General features: G+C 63.5%; 22 protein-coding genes. 9 read left to right on the top strand and 13 right to left on the bottom strand.

Annotation, left to right across the window (positions count from 1 at the left end; all coding sequences use genetic code 11):
* Nucleotides 1–59: 59 nt before the first annotated feature.
* Genes ABID59_RS25000 through ABID59_RS24990 form a run of 3 tightly spaced genes read right to left on the bottom strand, consistent with a single transcriptional unit; the run spans nt 60 to nt 1,809 of the window.
* Entirely contained in the window at nt 60–800 is a 741-nt protein-coding gene (locus tag ABID59_RS25000; RefSeq protein ID WP_148754273.1) for a di-trans,poly-cis-decaprenylcistransferase, read from the bottom strand.
* Between the two features lie 30 nt (nt 801–830).
* Nucleotides 831–1,205, bottom strand: coding sequence for a transcriptional regulator (locus ABID59_RS24995; RefSeq protein ID WP_187435214.1), 375 nt, complete (start codon nt 1,203–1,205; stop codon nt 831–833).
* Nucleotides 1,192–1,809 carry a hypothetical protein gene (locus ABID59_RS24990; protein WP_148754271.1) on the bottom strand — a complete coding sequence of 206 codons (618 nt, stop codon included), beginning with the start codon at nt 1,807–1,809 and terminating at the stop codon, nt 1,192–1,194. The genes ABID59_RS24995 and ABID59_RS24990 overlap by 14 nt, the downstream gene beginning before the upstream one ends.
* A 199-nt stretch (nt 1,810–2,008) precedes the next feature.
* Here ABID59_RS24990 and ABID59_RS24985 point away from each other — a divergent pair, with 199 nt between their 5' ends.
* The gene (locus ABID59_RS24985; RefSeq protein ID WP_354031362.1) at nt 2,009–3,265 is read left to right on the top strand and encodes a S1C family serine protease; all 1,257 of its coding nucleotides are present in this window, start codon (nt 2,009–2,011) and stop codon (nt 3,263–3,265) included.
* A 172-nt stretch (nt 3,266–3,437) separates the two neighbouring features.
* Here the strand turns inward: ABID59_RS24985 and ABID59_RS24980 are convergent, their stop codons facing one another.
* The 4 genes from ABID59_RS24980 to ABID59_RS24965 form a co-directional block, all read right to left on the bottom strand.
* Nucleotides 3,438–4,172: a DUF899 domain-containing protein gene (locus tag ABID59_RS24980; protein ID WP_354085144.1), complete on the bottom strand. Its 735-nt coding sequence runs from the start codon at nt 4,170–4,172 to the stop codon at nt 3,438–3,440.
* 16 nt (nt 4,173–4,188) lie between these two features.
* Nucleotides 4,189–4,533 (bottom strand): SRPBCC family protein, encoded by a 345-nt coding sequence (locus ABID59_RS24975; protein ID WP_354031360.1) that lies wholly within the window; start codon nt 4,531–4,533, stop codon nt 4,189–4,191.
* Nucleotides 4,533–4,985, bottom strand: coding sequence for an ArsR/SmtB family transcription factor (locus ABID59_RS24970; RefSeq protein ID WP_354085143.1), 453 nt, complete (start codon nt 4,983–4,985; stop codon nt 4,533–4,535). The genes ABID59_RS24975 and ABID59_RS24970 overlap by 1 nt, the downstream gene beginning before the upstream one ends.
* 103 nt (nt 4,986–5,088) lie before the next feature.
* Complete coding sequence (locus tag ABID59_RS24965) at nt 5,089–6,063, bottom strand: Bug family tripartite tricarboxylate transporter substrate binding protein (RefSeq protein ID WP_354085142.1); 975 nt, start codon at nt 6,061–6,063, stop codon at nt 5,089–5,091.
* 108 nt (nt 6,064–6,171) lie between these two features.
* Here ABID59_RS24965 and ABID59_RS24960 point away from each other — a divergent pair, with 108 nt between their 5' ends.
* Nucleotides 6,172–6,582, top strand: a complete 411-nt coding sequence (locus ABID59_RS24960) for a VOC family protein (protein WP_354085141.1) — start codon at nt 6,172–6,174, stop codon at nt 6,580–6,582.
* Between the two features lie 12 nt (nt 6,583–6,594).
* Here ABID59_RS24960 and ABID59_RS24955 read toward each other — a convergent pair whose 3' ends face one another.
* Nucleotides 6,595–7,689 (bottom strand): HD-GYP domain-containing protein, encoded by a 1,095-nt coding sequence (locus ABID59_RS24955; RefSeq protein ID WP_354085140.1) that lies wholly within the window; start codon nt 7,687–7,689, stop codon nt 6,595–6,597.
* A 263-nt stretch (nt 7,690–7,952) separates the two neighbouring features.
* Here ABID59_RS24955 and ABID59_RS24950 point away from each other — a divergent pair, with 263 nt between their 5' ends.
* Complete coding sequence (locus tag ABID59_RS24950; RefSeq protein ID WP_354085204.1) at nt 7,953–9,053, top strand: Fic family protein; 1,101 nt, start codon at nt 7,953–7,955, stop codon at nt 9,051–9,053.
* Between the two features lie 150 nt (nt 9,054–9,203).
* On the opposite strand, the gene ABID59_RS24945 is transcribed toward ABID59_RS24950, so the two are convergent.
* Both ABID59_RS24945 and ABID59_RS24940 read right to left on the bottom strand, forming a co-directional pair.
* Nucleotides 9,204–11,489 carry a xanthine dehydrogenase family protein molybdopterin-binding subunit gene (locus ABID59_RS24945; protein WP_354085139.1) on the bottom strand — a complete coding sequence of 762 codons (2,286 nt, stop codon included), beginning with the start codon at nt 11,487–11,489 and terminating at the stop codon, nt 9,204–9,206.
* On the bottom strand, nt 11,486–11,977 hold the full coding sequence (locus tag ABID59_RS24940; RefSeq protein ID WP_092231998.1) for a (2Fe-2S)-binding protein: 492 nt from the start codon (nt 11,975–11,977) through the stop codon (nt 11,486–11,488). The genes ABID59_RS24945 and ABID59_RS24940 overlap by 4 nt, the downstream gene beginning before the upstream one ends.
* A 515-nt stretch (nt 11,978–12,492) precedes the next feature.
* Between ABID59_RS24940 and ABID59_RS24935 the strand changes: the two genes are divergently transcribed.
* The 4 genes from ABID59_RS24935 (at nt 12,493) to ABID59_RS24920 (ending at nt 15,163) form a co-directional block, all read left to right on the top strand.
* On the top strand, nt 12,493–13,257 hold the full coding sequence (locus ABID59_RS24935; protein WP_354085138.1) for an alpha/beta fold hydrolase: 765 nt from the start codon (nt 12,493–12,495) through the stop codon (nt 13,255–13,257).
* 23 nt (nt 13,258–13,280) lie between these two features.
* Nucleotides 13,281–13,625 carry a hypothetical protein gene (locus ABID59_RS24930; protein WP_148750890.1) on the top strand — a complete coding sequence of 115 codons (345 nt, stop codon included), beginning with the start codon at nt 13,281–13,283 and terminating at the stop codon, nt 13,623–13,625.
* 186 nt (nt 13,626–13,811) lie between these two features.
* Nucleotides 13,812–14,483 carry a dienelactone hydrolase family protein gene (locus ABID59_RS24925; RefSeq protein WP_354085137.1) on the top strand — a complete coding sequence of 224 codons (672 nt, stop codon included), beginning with the start codon at nt 13,812–13,814 and terminating at the stop codon, nt 14,481–14,483.
* Nucleotides 14,484–14,680: 197 nt separating this feature from the next.
* Nucleotides 14,681–15,163 (top strand): hypothetical protein, encoded by a 483-nt coding sequence (locus ABID59_RS24920; RefSeq protein ID WP_354085136.1) that lies wholly within the window; start codon nt 14,681–14,683, stop codon nt 15,161–15,163.
* A gap of 117 nt (nt 15,164–15,280) precedes the next feature.
* On the opposite strand, the gene ABID59_RS24915 is transcribed toward ABID59_RS24920, so the two are convergent.
* From ABID59_RS24915 to ABID59_RS24905, 3 genes are all read right to left on the bottom strand, one after another.
* Nucleotides 15,281–16,021 (bottom strand): polysaccharide biosynthesis/export family protein, encoded by a 741-nt coding sequence (locus tag ABID59_RS24915; protein WP_354085135.1) that lies wholly within the window; start codon nt 16,019–16,021, stop codon nt 15,281–15,283.
* Nucleotides 16,022–16,223: 202 nt separating this feature from the next.
* A complete protein-coding gene (gene msrA / locus ABID59_RS24910) occupies nt 16,224–16,880 on the bottom strand; it encodes a peptide-methionine (S)-S-oxide reductase MsrA (protein ID WP_354031352.1) in 657 nt (218 codons plus the stop codon).
* 132 nt (nt 16,881–17,012) lie between these two features.
* A complete protein-coding gene (locus ABID59_RS24905) occupies nt 17,013–17,330 on the bottom strand; it encodes a hypothetical protein (protein WP_148750894.1) in 318 nt (105 codons plus the stop codon).
* 408 nt (nt 17,331–17,738) lie between these two features.
* Between ABID59_RS24905 and rpsT the strand changes: the two genes are divergently transcribed.
* On the top strand, nt 17,739–18,005 hold the full coding sequence (rpsT, locus tag ABID59_RS24900) for a 30S ribosomal protein S20 (RefSeq protein ID WP_018319466.1): 267 nt from the start codon (nt 17,739–17,741) through the stop codon (nt 18,003–18,005).
* A 1,280-nt stretch (nt 18,006–19,285) separates the two neighbouring features.
* Nucleotides 19,286–20,698 (top strand): chromosomal replication initiator protein DnaA, encoded by a 1,413-nt coding sequence (dnaA, locus tag ABID59_RS24895; RefSeq protein ID WP_246229822.1) that lies wholly within the window; start codon nt 19,286–19,288, stop codon nt 20,696–20,698.
* The last annotated feature ends 77 nt before the right edge of the window (nt 20,699–20,775 follow it).

Genomic DNA, 20,775 nt, shown 5'->3' with positions numbered 1-20,775 from the left:
TCAGAGACAGTAGAGCACGATCCGCGGGGAGATGCAGCGGTTTTTGAGCGTGCCGCGCGTCACGCCCGCGAGAGTGAAGGCACCTCCTCCGGCATAATGGCCTGGAGGCCGCCGAAGCGACGCTCGCGGCCATGGAAGGAGGCGAGCGCCGCGGCAAGATCGCCTGCATCGAATTCCGGCCACATCCGCTCGGTGAAATGCAGCTCGGCATAGGCGCCTTCCCAGAGCAGGAAGTCCGACAGGCGCTTTTCACCCGACGTGCGGATGATGAGATCGACGTCGCGCAAGCCGGCCTCGCCGGTCACTAGTTGCGAGAAGGCTTCGCGGGTGAGGCTGGTCAGCGCGGCCGCCTTCGCCGCAGCGTTCAGGATGGCGTCGCGCGCGGAATAGTCGACGGCGATGCGCAGATGCAGCGTGGTGCCATGGGCAGTGGCGGCCTCCGCGCGCGCGATGGCGGTGGCGATGCCGTCCGGCAATCGGTCGCGACGGCCGATCACGTTGAGCCGCACGCCGTTCTTCACCAGGCTCTGCACCTCATTGGCGAGATAGAAGCGCAGCAGCGTCATCAGCGCGGCGACCTCGGCCTTCGGCCGGCGCCAATTGTCGGTCGAGAACGCATACAGCGTCAGCGTGCCGATGCCCTGCTTCGGCGCGGCCTCGACGATGCGGCGGATCGTCTCGACGCCGGCCTCGTGACCGCGCATGCGCGACAGGCCGCGCCGCGTCGCCCATCGTCCGTTGCCATCCATGATGATGCCGACATGAAGCTTCTCGTTAGGGGGCGTGACGTCACTTTGCATCGCAAAGCCTCCAGTCAAAAAAGGGGGCGATCAGGTCGGAAGAATGCCGAGGCGGCCAAGCGGCGGTGCCTCGCGGCCGGCGGCCCTGGCGGCATCGCGCACCAGCCGCTCGAGCACGGCGAGATAGTCGAGGAAGCGGCGGCGGCCGGTCCTGGTCAGACGGCAGGTGGTGTGCGGGCGATTGCCCTCATAGCCCTTGGTCACCTCGACCAGACCGGCCTCCTGGAGCACGGCGAGGTGCCGGCTGAGATTGCCGTCGGTGAGGCCGCAGAGCTGCTTGAGATCGGCGAAGGCAAGCCCCTTCGGGTACGCCATCAGCGAGGTCAGAAGCCCGAGCCTCGCCTTCTCGTGGATCACACGGTCGAGCCCTTCATAGGAGAACGGCGCGCTGTCAGTCTTCGACATCATTCTCTCCGGACGCGACATACAGAATGGCCGCCATCACCGACTGGCCGATCACGAAAGGCAGTCCCATGGTCCATGGCGACAGCATGTGGGTCCGGCTCGCCAGCACCACCACCGCAAAGCCCGAGATGAAGTACCAGGCCCCGGCGAACGCCACGCTGCGCGGCAGCGAGCGGATGGAGGCGAAAATGCCGAGCGAGACCAGGATCTGCCACAGTCCCGGCAGGAGCCACAGCGTCTCGGCTGCGAACTTCCACATCACCACCGCGAGCAGGACGCCGGCGACGGCCGCGGGCAAGAACTGCTCGACCGCCTGGTGGATCATGGCGTCGGCAAGGCCCGAATGATGACGCTGCGAGCGCGCGCGCATCTCGATCCAGATCATCGCCCCCGACAGCATAGCCGCAACAAACCAGCCGAGAAAGAAGCCGAGCGGCTCGCCGGTGGGATCGCCGAGCAGCCAGAATTGCAGGATCGCGGTGACAAGCGCGATCGCGCCGGTCGCAGCCATCGTCGCCGGACCATAACCGCGGAACGCCGTCCCAGCCGCAATTTGGCTGCGGATCGCCACGATGTCCGCCAGCGCCTTGTCGAGATCGCGCATCGGCAACGCCAAAACTCCGCTCCACCCCTTGCGGCCGGAATCGCCCCGGTCACTTTGTATTGCAAAGTATACCGCGCTACAAAGCAAAGGCAAGCCGGAATGTCGCAAACAGGAGGCATGGACCGGCCGGACAACTGCCGGTTGCGCAACGCCTGCCCGCGCGGATAAGATGGACCCAAATGCCGTCCCGGGGGAAGTTATGTTGCTTAGGTCGTTTGTCGTTACCTCTCTTTTGCAGCTGAGCCTTGCCGGAGCAGCAAATGCGGCCGGACCGTTCGGCTCGGTCAATGTCGGCAACTGGATCGGCGGTGCCTTCAGCAACGATCAAACGGGCGCCTTCTCCCATTGTGCGGCGACAACGCCTTATGCGAGCGGCGTCATCCTCGTCGTGAGCCAAAATGCCGCCGGCACATGGTCGCTCGCCTTTGCGAGTCCCGGCTACCGCTTCAACAAGGGCGAGAACGCCGCGATCGACGTGACATTTGATGGGCAGGAGCAAGCCAGGCTGTTCGCCACGGCGTATCAGCCCAACATGCTCACGGCCATCATGCCGCTCAATGTTGTGCGTACGTTTCAGAAGGCGAGCCTGATGGTGGCGACAGCCGGCCGCTCCGTTCTGAATTTCGATCTGACCTCGACCGGACCGGTGATCGCCGCATTGGCTAATTGCGTGACCAAGGTGAAAGCCGACGGGCTCGACAAGGCCGGCGATTTCACCAAGGGTGCCGCGAAGCCGGCAGCCGCGGCGGACAAGCAAGGCGCACCGCCTGCCAGCAAGCCCGGCAAAGGAGCCAAGAGTAGCTCCGGCTTTGGCACCGGCTTCGTGGTCAGCGCCAGCGGGCATATCGTCACCAACAACCACGTGATCGACGGTTGCAGCGAACTCAAGGGGAATCTCACTGGCGAACCCGCGATGGTGTTGCGAGTCGTGTCGAGCGATGCGAACAACGATCTGGCTTTGTTGCAGCCGTCATCGGCCGTGGCATTCAAGGACTTCGCCCGGATCCGCGATCGCTCGTTCCACTCCGGCGATTCCGTCGTCGCGATCGGCTTTCCCTATCATGGCTTGCTCACGTCGGACTTCACCGTGACGACCGGGATCGTGAGCTCGCTCAGCGGCATGCTCAACGACACGCGATTCCTGCAAATTAGCGCACCGGTGCAGCCCGGCAATAGCGGCGGCCCGCTGTTCGACAATAGCGGTCAGATTGTGGGCGTGGTCACGGGAAAGCTTCCCGGCTTGCGCATAGCCGCGGCCACCGGCAACATTCCCGAGAACATCAACTTCGCCATCAAGACCGGCGCGTTGCGCGACTTCCTCGACAATTCGGTTGTACCGTACCAGACGGCCGAGCCGAAGGGCGAGCTCAAGACCACCGACATCGCCGGCAACGCCCGCGCCTACACGATGCTGATCTCGTGTAAAGGGACCGAGCAGGCCGACGCGAAGAAGTAAGAAGCGGATCAAAGGCAAGTTGCCACCTTACCCACCGCTGTCGTTCCCCGCGAAGGCGGGGAATCCAGTACCCCGCGACCTACCGATTCAAGCACTCCCGTTTCGGACTACTGGATCGCCCGGTCAAGCCGGGCGATGACGCCGTTGATGCGTGCACAACGTGCCCATCAAATCACCCGTGGCAGCACGCGCCCTTCGCCTGCGGCTCGTACTGGTCGTGCAGGCGGACCCAGTCCATCGGATAGGGCAGACCCTCCTCGTGACGGCCGAGCGGGGTGAGGTCGAGATATTGATAGGCCGCGTTCATCATGTCGAGGCCGCGGGCGAAACAGGAATAGGTGTGAAAGATCTCGCCGGCCTCATTGCGATAGAACACGCTGATGCCGGGCAGCTCGGGCCCATAGAACGGCGTGGTGCCAAAATTGTATTTCGGGGCGCCCTGGTCGATCTGCTCGCGCGTGAACGAGACCTCGTAATCATAGTTAAAGTCGTTGTGGCCTGAGGACACCCACTCAAAGCTCCAGCCCATGCGCTTCTTGAACGCCTCGAGCTTTTCGACTGACGCCAGCGAGATCGCGACCATGGTGGTGTCGCGCGCCGCCAGATGCGGCACCATGCGCTCGAAACCATCGGCCCAGAACGAGCAGCTCTTGCAGGCGGCCTCCCAGTCGGGCGCGAACATCACGTGCTGCACCACGAGCTGCGGGCGGCCCTTGAAGAGATCGCCGAGCGTGACCTTGCCGTTCGGACCATCGAATACATAGCCCTTGTCGACCTTTACCCAGGGCAATGCGCGGCGCTCCTCGGCAAGGCGTTCGCGGGCCTTGCTCAACTCCTTCTCATGGGCCAGATGGGCTTTGCGGGCGGCGACCCATTGCTCGCGCGAGACGATCTGATGTTGCTGCATGATGTCCTCCTTGCGGTCAGGCGACGAAGGTGTCGAGCTTGTCGAAGAACGAGTTCCAGCCACGCTGGTGATTGTCGCGCGCGGTTTCGTCGAAGAACTGGGCGTGATGAAAAATCATCAGCGTCCCGGCACTGTCCGGCTTCAGCGTGATCGTCACCAGCGATTCGCGTTCCGGCGTCGAATGCCAGGCCCAGGTGAAGACCAGCCGCTCGTTCGGCACAACCTCGCGATAGAGGCCGCCCGCCTCGAAATATTCGCCGTCCTCGCGGGTAAAGGAGATGCGGTAGCGGCCACCGGAGCGGACATCGAGCTCGGCATTCAGCGTCGCCGGCTTCATGTTCGGCGGCCCGAACCATTGCACTAGCTGCTCGGCTTGCGTCCAGGCTGCGAAGACCTTTTCCGGCCGCGCGCGGAGCCGGCGCGTGAGCGTGAGGCTTGGACCTTCGGTTGCGCGTTCGGCGGCGTTGGCGGCTGCACTGACCATGGTTTGTCCTCCACAAATGCGGCAAGGCGGTCGAAGCTCTCGGACCAGAATTGCGCGTAGCGATTGAGCCAGTTCATCGCCTGCTCCATCGGCTGCGCGGTAAGCCGGCAGGAGACCGTGCGTCCGGCCTTCTCGCGCACGATCAGGCCCGCATCCGTAAGCACGTCGAGATGCTTCATGATCGCCGGGAGCGAGATCGAGAACGGCGCCGCCAGCTCGCTCACCGACAGGCTGTCCTTTTCGCCGAGACGCGTGAGCAGCGCGCGCCGTGTCGGATCGGACAGCGCCGCAAAGGTACGATCGAGCCTCTCGTCTTTATACTTAACCATAAGGTTTAGTATAGACGCAATAGCCACCCCGTCAAGCGGGAACCACGCAGCAAAAAAGCCCCGCCTTGCGGCGGGGCTTCATGTCCGGTTATTCACGCGATCGCTACTCGACCTTGAGGCCGGCGAACTCGACGACCTTCTTCCACTTCGCGGTCTCGGCCTCGATCTCCTGGCCGAACGCCTCCGGCGACAGCACCAGCGGATCGCCGCCGAGTTCGACCAGCCGCTTGGTCATGTCGGGCTCTTTCATGAGCGTGTTGATCTCGTTGTTGAGCTTGGCGATCATGTCCTTCGGCATGTTCTTCGGCGCACCCATGCCGAACAACGCGCTCGCCTCGTAGTCCTTCACGGTCTCGCCGATCGCGGGCACGTCCGGCAACTGCGGCGAGCGCTGCGCCGTGGTGACGCCGAGCGCGCGAAGCGAGCCGGAGCGGATGTGCTGGATGATCGAGGGCATGTTGTCGAAGATCACCTGCACCTGGCCGCCGAGCATGTCGGTGATCGCGGGCGCAGCGCCGCGATAGGGCACGTGCTGCATCTTGCAGCCGGTCATCGCCATGAACATTTCGCCGGACAGATGCACGGAGGTGCCGTTGCCGGAGGAGGCCATGTTCACCTTGCCGGGGTTGGCCTTCACATACTCGATGAACTCGGCGACGGTCGTGGCCGGCACGTCCTTGTTGACGGTCATCACGTTCGGCACGCGCTGGAACGCGGTGATCGGCGCGACGTCGCGGACGAAGTTGAACTTGAGATTGGCGTAGAGCGTGGCGTTGATGTAGTTCGCCGGATTGACCAGCAAGACGGTGTAGCCGTCGGGCTCGGCGTTCACGACCGATTCGGTGCCGATATTGTTGCCGGCGCCCGGCTTGTTCTCGATCACGAATTGCTGGCCGAGCCGCTCCGAGAGCCGCTGGCCGATCAAGCGCGCCAGGATGTCGGTGGCGCCGCCCGGCGGATAGCCGACCACGAACTTCACCGGCCGGGACGGATAATCCGCGGCGAAGGCCTTCGATAGCGGGCTGGCTGCAAGCGGGGTGGCGGCGAGCAGGCCGAGCGCGGAACGGCGAGTGATCATCTCAAGGGTTCTCCCAGTGTTGTTCTTGATCGTGGCGTCAGCGGCGTTGTAACAAAGCCCGCCACGCGCGGAAAGTGCGCAACGTTCATGGCGACGAAAGGATAAGGCATGCCGATCAAGGTCGAAGCCCTCGATCATCTCGTGATCAACGTCGCCGACGTCGCAATTACCACCGAGTGGTATCGCAAGATTCTCGGCATGGAAGTCAAGGTGTTCGACCCCGGCGGCGGCAAAGCGCCGCGGACCTCGCTTCAATTTGGTCAACAGAAGATCAACGTCCGGCCGCGCGACGCCGACAAGGTGGAGTGGTTCACCGCCGACCACCAGACCGCCGGCAGCGAGGATCTGTGCTTCCTCACCTCGGCGACGCCCGACGAGGTGGTAGCGCATTTGCAGGCGCATGGCGTCGCGATCGAGCAAGGCCCGGGCCCGAGGCAAGGCGCCCGCGGCACGCTGCGCTCGGTCTATTGCCGAGATCCGGATGGCAGCCTGATCGAGATTTCATCCTACGAGGACTAGCACGGCGTCGGATCAGAACGACCCCAGCGCCACGGGGCGGAACGCCTGCAGCAGCTGCTGGTCGAGCTTGCCGCCCATGCCTTCCATCATCGTGAACGCACGCGAGTGGGTGAAGGGCATGCGGTAGGCCCGCTTCTCCACCAGGGCTGCATAGATGTCGACGATGGTCGTCAGCCGCACGATGTCGCTGATCTGGTTCGACGATAGGGCGTTTGGATAGCCGCTGCCATCGAGGAATTCGTGGTGATGCAGCACGACATCCAGCATCTCCGGCGGGAAGCCGCCCTGGGCTGCGAGCGCGTCATAGCCGCGGCGCGGATGCTGGCGGACCTCGGCCATCTCCTCGTCGGTGAGCTTGCCGGGCTTGTCGAGCAGTTGGGAGGGAACGAAGGCCTTGCCGACATCGTGCAGCAGGGCGGCACGGGTCAGCCGGCGCTGGTCGTCCTCGCGCATGCCGAGATGCTGCGCGAAGGAAACCGCAAAGCCGGTGACGAACAGGCAGTGGCGATAGCTGCCGACATGATGGCAGCCGACGGTGGTGAGCCATTCGCGCAGCGAGGAATGCTTGATCGCCTTCAGGATCTTGCTCTCGGCCGCGATGATGTCGTCGAACGTCAGGGGAATCCCGAGCGGCAGCTTCTCGAACATCTTCTTCAGCACCGCATGCGCCGCCTCGACGCCGCGGTTGAGCGTCTTGCCGCGATCGGTCGCGTCATAGGTCGCGGTGTCGGGAAACGCGGCGCGGATGCGCTGCAAAATGTCCTCGGGCTGAAGCGGACGCGAGATGGTGTCGGTGGCGCCCAGCGCCCAGGCCTGCATGGTGCCGTGATGAAGCGCGTCAGCCAGCACGAACAGCCGCGGCATCGCGCGGTAGGCATCGCCGCGCAGCTTGTTGCGCACCCGCTGCACGCTCTCGGGCGCGCGCAGGTTGATATCGACCACGAGGCCGGCGAGATCGCGCGACGGCTGTTCAGGGATGTCCTGCGTCGTCACCGTCGAGACATCGCCGACCGCCTTCAAGATGCTGGCGAGCTCGGTGCTCGCATCGCTCCGGTCGGAGGCGAGCAGAAGCCGGCGTTTGGCGGCGGATTTGGCTGGCGCGTTCATGGCTTCCCCAAAGGCACGGGAGTGTATTTGGCGTCAGCCTAGGCCGGATCAGGTTCTCCGGCCCTTAAGAGGCGTGCTCAACGGAACCTGCAGGAATTGCGCGCAATTTTACGGGTTTCGGGTTCCGCGGCGGCCCAACAAAAACCGCGAAAACAACCCCATGCACAGTAGACACTCGAGCCATTCTCATCGAAAGATGACGAGAATAGTTGGACTACTATGACGAGAAAGACCCTATATTCTCATCATTGGGTGCTGAGAATATGGTCTATATCCACGACAGAGCCGACTGGCCGGCGTTTCAGTGGAGCGCAGACCGGCTGGCGGCGCGGCTGGCCCAGGTACGTCACAAGCAGGGCCGCCTGCTTGGCCGGATGGACAGTCTCGGCTTCACCTTGAAGGCAGAAGCCTCGCTCCAGACACTCACTGAAGATGTCGTCAAATCAAGCGAGATCGAAGGTGAGATTCTCGATCGCAATCAGGTCCGGTCGTCGATCGCCCGCCGGCTCGGCATCGATATTGGCGCGCTCACGCCTGTCGAGCGAAACGTCGAGGGCGTCGTCGATATGACGCTCGACGCCACCCAGAAATTCGATCAGCCCATCACCGCCGAACGGTTATTCGGCTGGCACGCCGCCCTGTTCCCGACGGGTCGAAGCGGGATGTTGAAAATTGTCGTTGGCGGGTGGCGTGCCGAACAGTCAGGCGCCATGCAGGTCGTCTCCGGGCCAGTCGGCCACGAGCACGTTCATTTCGAAGCACCCGCTGCCAACCGGCTCGAGAATGAAATGAGCACATTCCTCGATTGGTTCAACGCCGACCGGGACTCAGATCCTGTCATCAAGGCCGCGGCTGCGCATCTCTGGTTTGTGACCGTTCACCCGTTCGAGGAAGGCAACGGCCGCATTGCGCGCGTGATAACCGATCTCGTCCTCGCGCGTTCGGAACAGAGTGCGCAGCGCTTCTACAGCATGTCGTCTCAAATCCGCAAAGAGCGCAACGCCTACTACGACATCCTCGAAAGAACCCAGCGAGGAACGCTCGACATCACCAATTGGCTACAATGGTTCCTCGACTGTCTCGATCGCGCTTTCGACGGCGCCGAGACCATCATCGGAAACGTGCTGCACAAGGCAAGATTCTGGGAGCGCCATCGCGCGCGTTGCCTCAATGATCGCCAGCGGCTGATGTTGAACCGCCTGCTCGATGGGTTTGAGGGCAAACTCACCTCTTCGAAATGGGCTCGAATCGTCAAAGTCTCGCAAGCGACCGCTGCCCGCGACATCGAAGACCTGATCGAGAAGGGCATCCTTCAAAGGGACGCCGCCGGTGGCCGCAGCACGAGCTATTCGCTGGTGCCGTAGAGCGCAGTGCTTCCACATCGTCATGGCCGGGCTTGTCCCGGCCATCCACGTTCTTGGCCCGGGCATGACGACCTCCAGAAAATCCCAAACGAAAATCCGCCGGAGGCTTCCCCCCCGGCGGATCATCAGACGTCACGATCAAGCGCGGCCTTACGCCTTCATCGCTCCCTTCACGGCCTCGGCCGTGATCGGCAGCGCTCGGACACGGGCGCCGGAGGCGTTGAAGATGGCGTTGCCGATGGCAGGCGCCACCACAGTCACCGCGGGCTCGCCGACGCCGGTGGCCTTCTCGCCATTGGCGATCACGGCGACCGCGACCTCCGGCACCTGGCTCATGCGCAAGGGCGTGTAGCCATCGAAATTGGTCTGCTCGATGCCACCGTCCTTCAGCGTCGCCTTCTCGTACAGCGCCAGCGACAGGCCCCACAACGCCGCGCCCTCGACCTGGGCACGGATGTTGTCGGGATGCACCTGCGTGCCGACATCAGTCGCGACCGTGAGCTTCTTCACGGTCACTTCGCCCGACGGCGCCACCGCGACATGCGCGACGCAAGCGGTCCAGCTTGCGGTCGCACGTTCCTGCGACGACACGCAGGCGACGCCCATGCCTTCTCCCTTGGGGAGTTTCTTGGTGCCGTAGCCGGCAAGGCCCATCGCGGCCAGCAGCGTGTTGCGCAGCCGCTGCGCGCCGCCGTCGTTGTTGCCGGCACCGTCGAGCAGCGAGATGCGGTATTGCGCCGGATCCTTGCCGGCCGCGGCCGCGATCTCGTCGATCATGCTTTCGACCGCCCAGAAGGTCCAGCCCGGCGCCACCGAACGGAGCTGACCCGACGGAGTGGCGCTGTGCGCCATCTCGTTCTTGATCGCCCGCACGTGATGGTTGGGCACCGTGTAGAAGAAGTCCGACCCGTTCACCGTGAACGCATCGAGCGGCCCCTTCTTGTCGACCGAGGGCGACAGGAAGTCGGGGATGCCCCAGCGCTGCGTCGGCCAGGCCGAGACCACGTCGTGGCTGAGTGCGACGAGCTTGCCGTCGCCGTCCACGCCGGCCTTCACTTTCTGGTAGGTGAGCGGACGCGAGAAATCCATCGTCATGTCGTTCTCGCGCGTGTAGATCACCTTCACCGGCTTGCCCACGGCCTTGGCCGCCTGCACAGCCGGCACCATCATGTCGGCATCGAGCCTGCGGCCGAAACCGCCGCCGAGCCACATCTGGTGCATGACCACGAACTTCGGATCGATCCCGGCGGCGCCGGCCGCGATGGCGCCGGAGCGCGTCGCGAACTGGTTGCCGGAATAGATGTGCAGGATGTCGCCCTTGAACTCCGCGGTGGCGTTCATCGGTTCCATCGGCGCGTGGATATTGATGCTGGTGGTGTATTCCGCCTCCAGCACCTTGGCCGCCGTGGCGAGAGCAGCCGCGGGATCGCCGTCCTTGACGAAGAACTGGCCGGAATCATCGAGCTTCTGAAGCCGCTTGGCTTCATCGAGCAGCGACTCACTCGATACCTTTGCATTCGGGCCGCCGTCATAGCTGACCTTCAGCGCCGCCGCCGCCTTCTTGGCGTTGGCATAGGTGTTGGCGACCGCAACCACCCAGCCGGTCGTGGTCTGGGTCTTGTCGTCGAGGGTGACGGCCTTGATGAAGCCTGGCACCTTCTTCGCATCGGAGTCGTCGACCGATTTCACCGTGGCGCCGTAGCGCACCGGCGGCGTCACCACTGCGCCATAGACCATGCCCGGAATCATCACGTCGATGCCGTACTTCGCCGTGCCGTTGGTCTTGGAGGGAATGTCGATCTGCGGCACCGACACGCCGATCATGGTGTACTGTTCCGGCGCCTTCAGCTTGATCGCCTTCAGCTCGTCGGGCGTGAAGGTCTTGGTCGCCTTGCCGCTCTTCACGACATCGGCGAACGACATCTGCTTCTTCGACTTCGCATGCACGATCATGGAGTCGCGCACTGCGAGCTCGCCTGCCGGTACGCCCATCGCGGCGGCCGCACCTTCGGTCAACGCCATGCGTCCGGCAGCACCCGCCCGGCTCATCGCGTCGAAATTCATCATGGTCGACCAGCTGCCGCCGGTGATCTGTGCACCGAGGACCGGGTCGTTGAATTTTGGATCGTTGGAGGCGAGGTTGACCCGCATGTCGCTCCACTTGGCACCCAGCTCCTCGCAGACGATCTGCGCCATGGTGGAGGCGATGTGCTGGCCCATGTCTGCCTTGCCGCAGGTTACGGTGACCAGGCCATCGGGCGAGATCGCGTACCAGACGCTCGGCTCGAAATTGGCGGGAGCCGCAGCGAGTGCTTCGCCGACACCGGGCACGCCGGCATAGCCGAGCACGAGGCCGGTGGCGGCGGTGCCGACCAGGAAGGTGCGACGGCTGAGATCTGATATCTCGGGGGTAATTTTTTTCACGTGATGGTTCATGTGGGCCTCCGCTCGTTGCCGGCGGCGGATGCGGTGCGCATCTCGGTGGCGGCGCGCATGATTGCCTTCTGGATCCGCGAATAGGTCATGCAACGGCAGAGATTGCCGTCCATGTGGGCCACGACCTCTTCCTTGGTCGGATTGGCATTCTTCGCCAGCAGCGAGGCTGCCTGCATGATCTGCCCGGACTGGCAGTAGCCGCATTGCGGCACCTGCTCGGCAATCCACGCCTTCTGCAGGGGATGATCGCCCTTGGCGGAAAGACCTTCGATGGTGGTGATCTTCTTGCCGGCGACGTCGCCGACCATGGTCTGGCACGAGCGTACGGCTTCGCCGTTGACATGCACGGTGCAGGCACCGCACAGGCCGGCACCGCAGCCGAATTTCGTTCCGGTCATCTGCAATTGTTCGCGGATGGCCCAAAGGAGCGGCGTGTCGTTTGCCGCATCCACGGACATGCTCCGCCCGTTGATGGTGAGCGTTGGCATAGGCGTCTTCCCCTGCCGGTGCAATGAAGCCGCTTACGGCGGCAACTTGTGTAGCGGACACCCACCGGGTCGGCGGCCGCCTTGCCCGCAAGAATGATCGCGTTCGCGCGCGGAGGCAAATGCAATTTGGAATCAGTCGAAACTATCGCGGCGTCCGCTTGTTGTGCGATGCGACAACAGCGCTGACGCTAGCGACTGGACACAATTGAAGGTGCGCCAAGCATGGATGCCATCGCGACGAGGCAGTTTCCTCCGAGTAACCCAGCGGGCTAGAGTATGAAGTATGATGAAGTGAGATCGCCGATGCGGACATTCCTTCTCCCCTTGTGGGAGAAGGTGGCGCGCAGCGCCGGATGAGGGGTATCTATCCGCGAACTCACTGCGAGCTTCACTCGCGGAGAGATACCCCTCACCCGTCTCGCCGCTTTGCGGCGAGCCACCCTCTCCCACAAGGGGCCCACAAGGGGAGAGGGTGCATCCGTGTCGCAGATAAATAAAATACAAAGGCGGAAACAATGCCAAGGATCGATCGGGATGGCGTCGGGATCTATTATGAAGTGCACGGCGACGGGCCGCCGCTGCTGCTCACCCACGGCTATTCCTCGACCTCGGCGATGTGGCACGGCCAGGTCGATGCGCTTGCGAAGCACCACAAGCTCGTGCTGTGGGACATGCGCGGCCACGGCCAGTCCGATTATCCCGATGACCCCAACGCCTATAGCGAAGCTCTCACCGTCGGCGACATGGCGGCGATCCTCGATGCGGTCGGCGCCGAGCGCGCCATCATCGGCGGACTGTCGCTCGGCGGCTACATGTCGCTCGCGTTTTACCGCACTCATCCAACGCGCACGCAAGCGCTGCTGATCGTCGACACCGGCCCGGGCTTCAAGAAGGACGACGCGCGCGAGGCCTGGAATGCGCGTGCGCTCGCCACCGCCGACAAGCTCGACCGCGAAGGTCTCGACGTGCTGAAAGCGGCCACCCGCGAGCGCGCCACCGCCAGCCATCGCAACGCCAAGGGACTGGCGCTCGCCGCGCGCGGCATGCTGACCCAGCGCGACGCCAAGGTGATGGAGCTGCTGCCTGATATCAAGGTGCCATCGCTGATCGTGGTCGGTGCCGACGACGCGCCATTCCTGGCGGCGTCCGATTACATGGCGGCAAAAATCCCCGGCGCACAAAAAATCGTGATCCCCGCGGCCGGGCACGCCGTCAACATCGATCAGCCCAAGGCTTTTGTTGACGCCGTGGCGCCTTTCCTGAAGAACTTGCCGGGATAGGCGATCATCGAGGGATCACGGCAATGAAGCGGGCAATCCTGGCTGCGGGCGCAGCGCTTCTTTCAATGGCAGCGTCGGTGCAGGCCGAGCCGTTCGGCACGGTGCCGCTGCGCCATCCCTTCGTCGACACCTTGTCGAACAACACACCGTTGGCGTTCGGGATGGATGCGGGCCAGACCGCGCACGTCCTCGGGCAGCCCTTGCAATACGTCAAAGGGCGCCCCGGCAACGAGATCTATCTTGCGTTACGCGACATCGGCGGCAGTGGATTGGTGCCGTACCACCGCCACCGGCTGTTCCTGCAGTTCCGTCATGGCCGGCTGGCAGGATGGAAGGAGGATTACGGCGAGAACTGGATGTGGGAATAGGCGCGGCTGCGCCACTGCCTCCCCTCATCCTGAGGAGCTTGCGAAGCAAGCGTCTCGAAGGATGAAAGGCCCCCGCCGCTGCTACAGCTCGGCCTCTATCCTTCGAGACGCGCGCGAAGAGCGCGCTCCTCAGGATGAGGGGAGAGAGCACTGATTTCGGATCGACAAGCAAGAAGGACAACCCGCGTGGGACAAGACATCAAGCTGACGGCGTCGGACAATTTCAAGCTGGGCGCCTATCGCGCCGATCCCGCAGGCGCGCCGAAGGGCGCGGTGGTGGTGATCCAGGAGATTTTTGGCGTCAATCATCACATCCGCTCGGTCTGCGACCGTCTCGCAGGCGAAGGCTATGTCGCGATCGCGCCGTCGATCTTCGACCGGACGTCGCCGGGCTTCCAATCCGGCTATACGCCCGATGAAATCGCGGAGGCGCGAAAATTCGTTGCCAATCCCGATTGGGACGCGATGCTGCGCGACACGCAAGCCGCGATCGATGCGGTGAAGGGCGTCGGCCCGGTCGGCATCATCGGCTTCTGCCTCGGCGGCAGCATCGCCTTTGTCGCGGCGACGCGGCTCACCGGCCTGAAGGCCGCGGTCGGCTATTACGGCGGCGCCGTCGTGCGCTTTGTCGATGAGAAACCGAGGGTGCCGACGCAGCTGCATTTCGGCGAGAAGGACCACAGCATTCCCTTGACCGACGTCGAGACGGTCAAGGCGAAACGGCCTGAGGTCGAGGTCTTCATCTATCCCGGTGCGCAGCACGGCTTTCATTGCGACGAGCGGCCGAGCTATGACAAGGCCAGCTCCGAGATCGCCTGGCCGCGCAGCATGGACTTTTTCGCGAAGCATTTGAAATAGCCGCTGTCATTCCGGGATGCGCCGACAGGCGCAGGCCCGGAATCCATCGGACGGCGGAGTTGGTGGCGCGATGGATTTCGGGCTCGCGCTACGCGCGCCCCGGAATGACGTGAGGAGGAAGCAGGAATCGGGTGGCTGCATCACGACGCGCGGCGATAGAGCTGGCTGGTCACGCCAGTTCACGCCGGGAGAGCGTCATGCAGCAGGCCAACACGAATCTCGTCGTCCGCAACCCGTTCGGCACCATGGATGTGCCGGAGCCCAGCGATTCCGAAGTCATGCACTATGCCATAACCGCTACGCTGGCCGGCGATGCCGCCGATGGCAATGCGGCGCATTGGGCATCCATTCCGACGCTCTCCGACCCGCTCGAAGGCGCCTGGGCGAGCCGCTGGAACGGCGGCGCCGACCCGACCATCGCCGGCGATACGCCGGATCAATGGAAGCAGGGCCGCGCGGAGGCCCGCGTCGTAGGCGAGCGGATTTACCTGCGGTTCGATTGGGACAACGGCCGGCGGCACGGGCTGATCGATGCTGCGCGAGAGAGCGGCAATGGCCTGATCGGGAAGTACATCAACCTGACCAATCCCGCGATCATGCGGCCATGGGTCGGGCTCGTGGTCGATGCCTCGCGGATTGATGGGTGCTTTCCGAACGGACGGCTTGATTTTCGGAGATAAGCTCTCCGTCATTCCGGGACGTGACGAAGTCGCGGGCCCGGAATCCATCGGGCGTCAGAGTTGGTGGAGAAATGGATTCCGGGCTCGCGCTTTCGCGCGCCCCGGAATGACAGCGAGCTAGAACCAGCGCTCGCCGACGAACACGGTATCGCCCGGGCTGACCGGCGTGCCGAGCGGCACGACGGCACGCATGGCGCCGCCGCCTTCGGTGTGCGTGACGGTGACCACGTCGCGTTTGGCGCGCGGCGAGAAACCGCCGGCGATCGCCACTGCGCTTTCGACCGTCATGTTGGGCACGTAAGGATATTGGCCGGGCGCTGCGACTTCGCCGAGGATGAAGAACGGGCGGTAGGACTCGATCTCCACGGCGACCGACGGCTCGCGGATGTAGCCGTTGCGCAGACGCGCGGCGATTTCACCGGCGAGCCCTGCGGTGGTGCGGCCACGCGCCGGCACCGCGCCGATCAGCGGCATGGTGATGGAGCCGCCGGCGTCGATGGCGTAGCTGTTGGTGAGACCTTCCTGGCCATAGATCACGACGCGCAGCTTGTCGCCGGCATCGAGGTGATAGGAGGCGTCGTAGCGCATGGGTGCCGCCACCATCGGCGCCGCATAGGCGACCGGCACGGGGGCAGGACCCGACGCAAAGGAATTGCTGAGCGCGGCAATGGCGCCGCCGCCGTTGTCGGCGACGACGACCGGCTGCCGTGCGCTATAGGGCTGGCCGTAGGCCATGGCGTCGAGATCGGGACGGGACTGCACGTATGCGACAGGACCGGCGGTCTGCATGCAGCCGCCCAGGGCCAGCGCGGCGGACGCTGCCAGGATCGACCATCGAAACGCGCGTGCAACCGGCACCGGAGCCATCCCTCGGAACGAGACAGCTCCAGTGATGCACCGGTTATGGTTAATAAAAGGTTGAGGGGGTCTTTGGCGCGAAGATGCGAACCGTACACTCCGTCATGCCCGGGCTTGTCCCGGGCATCCACGTTCTTGGTGCTGCACGAAAGATCGTGGATGGCCGGGACAAGCCCGGCCATGACGAGAGTTTGGGTTTCGATCAGGCGCTCACACCAACACCGATGGGGCATGACACGCCGGTGCCGCCGAGGCCGCAATAGCCGGCGGGATTCTTCGCCAGATATTGCTGATGATAGTCCTCGGCGAAATAGAATTCGCCGGCCGGCGCGATCTCGGTGGTGATGGGCCCGAGACCCTTTGCAGCGAGCGCCTTCTGATAGAGCGCCTTGGACTCCAGGGCCGCTTGCTGCTGCGCGTCGGAGGTCGTGTAGATCGCGCTTCTGTACTGCGTACCGAAATCGTTGCCCTGGCGCATGCCCTGCGTCGGGTTGTGGTTCTCCCAGAACGTCTTCAGGAGAGTCTCGTAGGAGATCTTCTTCGGATCGAACACGACCAGCACCACTTCGGTGTGGCCGGTGCGCCCCGAGCAGGTCTCTTCATAGGTCGGGTTCGGCGTGTGACCGCCGGCATAGCCGACGGCAGTCGCATGGATGCCGTCGCCGAGCTCCCAGAATTTGCGCTCGGCGCCCCAGAAGCAGCCGAGCCCGAACACGGCCTGCTCGAGGCCTGCGGGATAGGGCGGCGCGAGCTTCGCGCCGTTGACGAAATGAGTGGTCGCGGTCGGAATCGGTTGCGCGCGGCCGGGCAGCGCGTCAGCTGCGCTCGGCAGTGCGGTGGTCTTGCGCATGAACAGCATGATCGGATCTCCGGGAAACAAGCTGTCGCACGCCTGAGCCAGGTGCTCAGGCGGCGTGCTCGCGATCGAGTGGGGATATAGGTCTTTACGCGCAAAGGCGCAGCCTTGTTACGGCACCGCATGCGCGAAAGCTCAGTCCCTGGAATAGCCGATCAAGGGTTTCCGCGGCCGGAACAGGATCATCAGCAGAATGCCGAGAATGCCGAGGACGGCGAACACCGGCTGGTCCAGCACCAGGCGGATCACCGAGGTCCAGAGCCAGGGCGCCTTGGCCTCGACCCAGGTCCGAACGGCGGACTGGCTGGCCTGGTTGATATCGTTCCAGAACTGGCCGAATCGGGTGAAGCGCAGGGTCTGGTCGGCCACCCAGCGGGCGCCGTCATAGACCATGAAGAAGAACCCGCCGGCCAGCAGCAACAAGCCAATCAGTCGGAAAAAGCCGCGGATCATGCTCACCCTCTATGGTCACCCGATCGGACGACCCCAAGAACGTTGAAGAAACGCTGACGAAACGCCGTCAGCCAATAGCCGGGAGGCGGCAGAAATTCAACCTCATCAGGGCGTTACGGTCCCCTTTGGCGTGCCAGGAGCCTGCCTTTCCAGCCCCCTAAAGCGTTGACGGTGCCAAAGACCCCCTCTATAAGGGCGCCAACTGGCGGTGGGCGCAATCCTGCCGCCGCTGTTCTTTGAGCAGTTGCAGGCTCTTTTGAGCCTCAGAGATGGCCGCAAGGCCTATCGCTCATGCTCCGGGAACGGCCCAGCAACCGAACACCTTAAATCCGAGCGTCGATTCCGCGGTCAAGCTGCCGGCGCTACCCGACCAAGACGCGACCGGTACCCGCAAAGGACATTGAGACCATGGCCAACACTACCTCCGCCAAGAAAGCGACGCGCAAGATCGCCCGCCGCACTGCCGTCAACAAGTCGCGCCGCACCCAGATGCGCGGTGCCGTGCGTAACGTCGAGGAAGCCATCGCGACCGGCGATCGCGCCGCCGCCGTCAAGGCGCTGGCCAACGCCGAGCCCGCGCTGATGCGCGCCGCGCAGCGCAACATCATTCACAAGAACAACGCCAGCCGCAAAGTCTCGCGCCTCACCGCGCAGATCGCCAAGCTCGCGAAGTAAAGTCGCTCGCCAAGCAAGTTCGTCACACGACCCGATCGTCTCGTTCGATCGGTTGAAGCGAGCATCGCATTCGTCAATCAGCCCGGCTTCGCGCCGGGCTTTTTGTTGCCTGTCACAATTCGTCCTTGCGGTCTTTGGGCAACCAATCTTCCGTTGGAAGAGTCTTGTCGTCTTCGCTATGCTATATCCGTAATTCTACCTGTCGTTGTTTTTGCCACAGCGGAAACTTTCAGTGCAGTGCGAAAAACCCCTGCGGGGCGGGCCTAAGTTGGATTCTCGCGCGCGCGAGTTCGGCACACCGTAGTTTCCCCGGAATGCGTTTCGCGCTGGGGTTACCCTGTGAAACGCGACTCAAAAAACGATGTCTCGCTAATCACTTATCCACATAGCAGCGCCAAGCATTTGGAAAATTCGGGTGCACGGCACGTGCGTGACGCTTTTGTAAAAAATTTTTGGCGGTGGGGGAGTCTTTGTCACACGACGTCCGGCATTTTCGAATCTGTGCACGAATCCAGAAACTTGCTCCGGAGCCTGTGAACAACTCCCGCGCGGCGTTAACGCAGATCAAGTTTTTAATCGCCTCAAGTGTGAATCAATTCCGTTGCGAGTCTTTCCGCATAGTGTATTTCTTAAGTCGTTCGCGGCGCCCACGATCTTGAGACCAGCGCGGTTTTGGAAACGGGGCGAGCGTGCAAATCGGCGGCGGTGTGCACGTAGGCGACGCTTCAACAAGCGATTGTCGGATCAAAACCCACAGCAATGTGGGAACGGTAGCTCTTTGTCAAAATGTCTCCAAGCGGGATTTTTCTCAATCTCGCCCGCGCCAGGCGCAAATGAGGGACCTTACGAAGCTACCCCGACACGCACGATGGCGTAGCCGAACGGACGAACAGTGCAGACGGGCAGGACATCGGCGACTTCAGTCGCAGTTGTCTTCTAGGACACGCAGGACCTTGTCGTGAGCAATCACGGCAGGACGGGGAGGTATCATGTCTTACGGACTCAACGCGGTATTGAAGCAAGTTTCCTTTTCCAAGTATGCCATTCTGGATCTGTCGGACATCCAGCCTCCCGCGTGTGACGCAGCGCCGAGTACGCGCTGACCTCGCGAACACCCCATCTCTGACATCGCTGATCTGACCGCGGCGTTCGCGCCGAGCGGCCGGGCTGTGTCCGACGATGGGCTCGCTCGAGGTCGCGCCATTGCAGAAACCCTGATGGCAGGAACTCTGCATGGTGCTCACAACGCAACCTTATCTCTCAAGAAAAGTTCTCAAATGATGACGACATCGGAACAGGATCGCTGGTCACGCGTGAAGAGCCGGCTGCGCTCGAACGTTGGCGAAGACGTCTATACGAGCTGGTTTGCGCGCATGGATCTCGAAGGCGTGCAGGAGGAGAGCGTGCGGCTCTCGGTCCCAACCCGCTTCCTGAAGAGCTGGATCCAGGCCCATTATGCCGAGCGCGTGCTGTCGTGCTGGCAGGCCGAGATGCCGGAAGTGCATCGCATCGATCTCACCGTTCGCTCCGCGGTGCGCCCCGTGGTGCAGTCGAAGGAAGCGCCGGCACCGGTCGAAGCGCGCCGTGCGCCTGCGCCCGAGCTGCGCTCGACGGCGACCGCGCCGGTGTCCGCCAATCATGATGCGCTCGGCGGCTCGCCGCTCGATCCGCGCCTGACCTTTGCGAGCTTCGTCGTCGGCCGCTCCAACACGCTGGCGCACGCCGCCGCGCGTCAGGTCGCCGAGGGGCGCCGCGGCGATCCCGTCATGTTCAACCCGCTTTACATCCATGCCGGCGTCGGCCTCGGCAAGACGCATCTCTTGCAGGCGGTGACCTGGGCCGGCAATTCCGGTAACGAGCGCAAGGTGCTCTATCTCACCGCGGAAAAATTCATGTACGGCTTCGTCGCCGCGTTGAAGACGCAGACGGCGCTCGCCTTCAAGGAAGCGCTGCGCGGCATCGACGTGCTCGTCATCGACGATCTCCAGTTTCTGCAGGGCAAGTCGACGCAGGCCGAGTTCTGTCACACGCTGAATGCGCTGATCGATGCCGGCCGCCAGGTCGTGATCGCGGCCGACCGTCCGCCGTCCGACCTCGAAAGCCTGGATGACCGCGTCCGCTCGCGTCTGGCCGGCGGTCTCGTAGTCGAGATGGGCTCGCTCGGCGAAGAGCTGCGCCACGGCATTCTCAAGTCGCGCGTCGCAGCCGCCCGCACCCATCACGCGACCTTCGAGGTGCCTGAGGAGGTGCTGACCTATCTGGCGCGCGCCATCACCCATAACGGCCGCGACCTCGAAGGCGCCATCAACCGCCTGCTGGCGCACTCGAAGCTCAACAACCGGCCGGTGACGCTGGAGATGGCGGAGCACGAGGTGCGCGACCTGATCCGGCCGCAGGAGCCGAAGCGGATCAAGATCGAGGACATCCAGCGCGTGGTGGCACGGCAGTATAATGTCAGCCGCTCCGACCTCTTGTCCTCGCGCCGGACCGCCAATGTGGTGCGTCCGCGCCAGGTGGCGATGTACCTCGCCAAGACGCTGACCCTGCGCTCGCTCCCCGAGATCGGCCGCCGCTTCGGTGGCCGGGACCACACCACGGTGCTGCACGCCGTGCGCAAGATCGAGGCACTGGTTTCCAAGGACAATGCGCTGTCCGAGGAGGTCGAGTCGCTCAAGCGCCAGCTTCAGGAATAAACGCCTGGGCTTTTGGGCTTGGGGGCGCCCTATAAGCGCAATATTTGGATTGCAAGATTGCGCTTATAGGTTGTACC

This window comes from Bradyrhizobium sp. S3.3.6, assembly GCF_040546905.1.
Classification (GTDB): Bacteria; Pseudomonadota; Alphaproteobacteria; order Rhizobiales; family Xanthobacteraceae; genus Bradyrhizobium; species Bradyrhizobium cytisi.
This window is presented reverse-complemented; position numbering and strand designations above follow the sequence as displayed.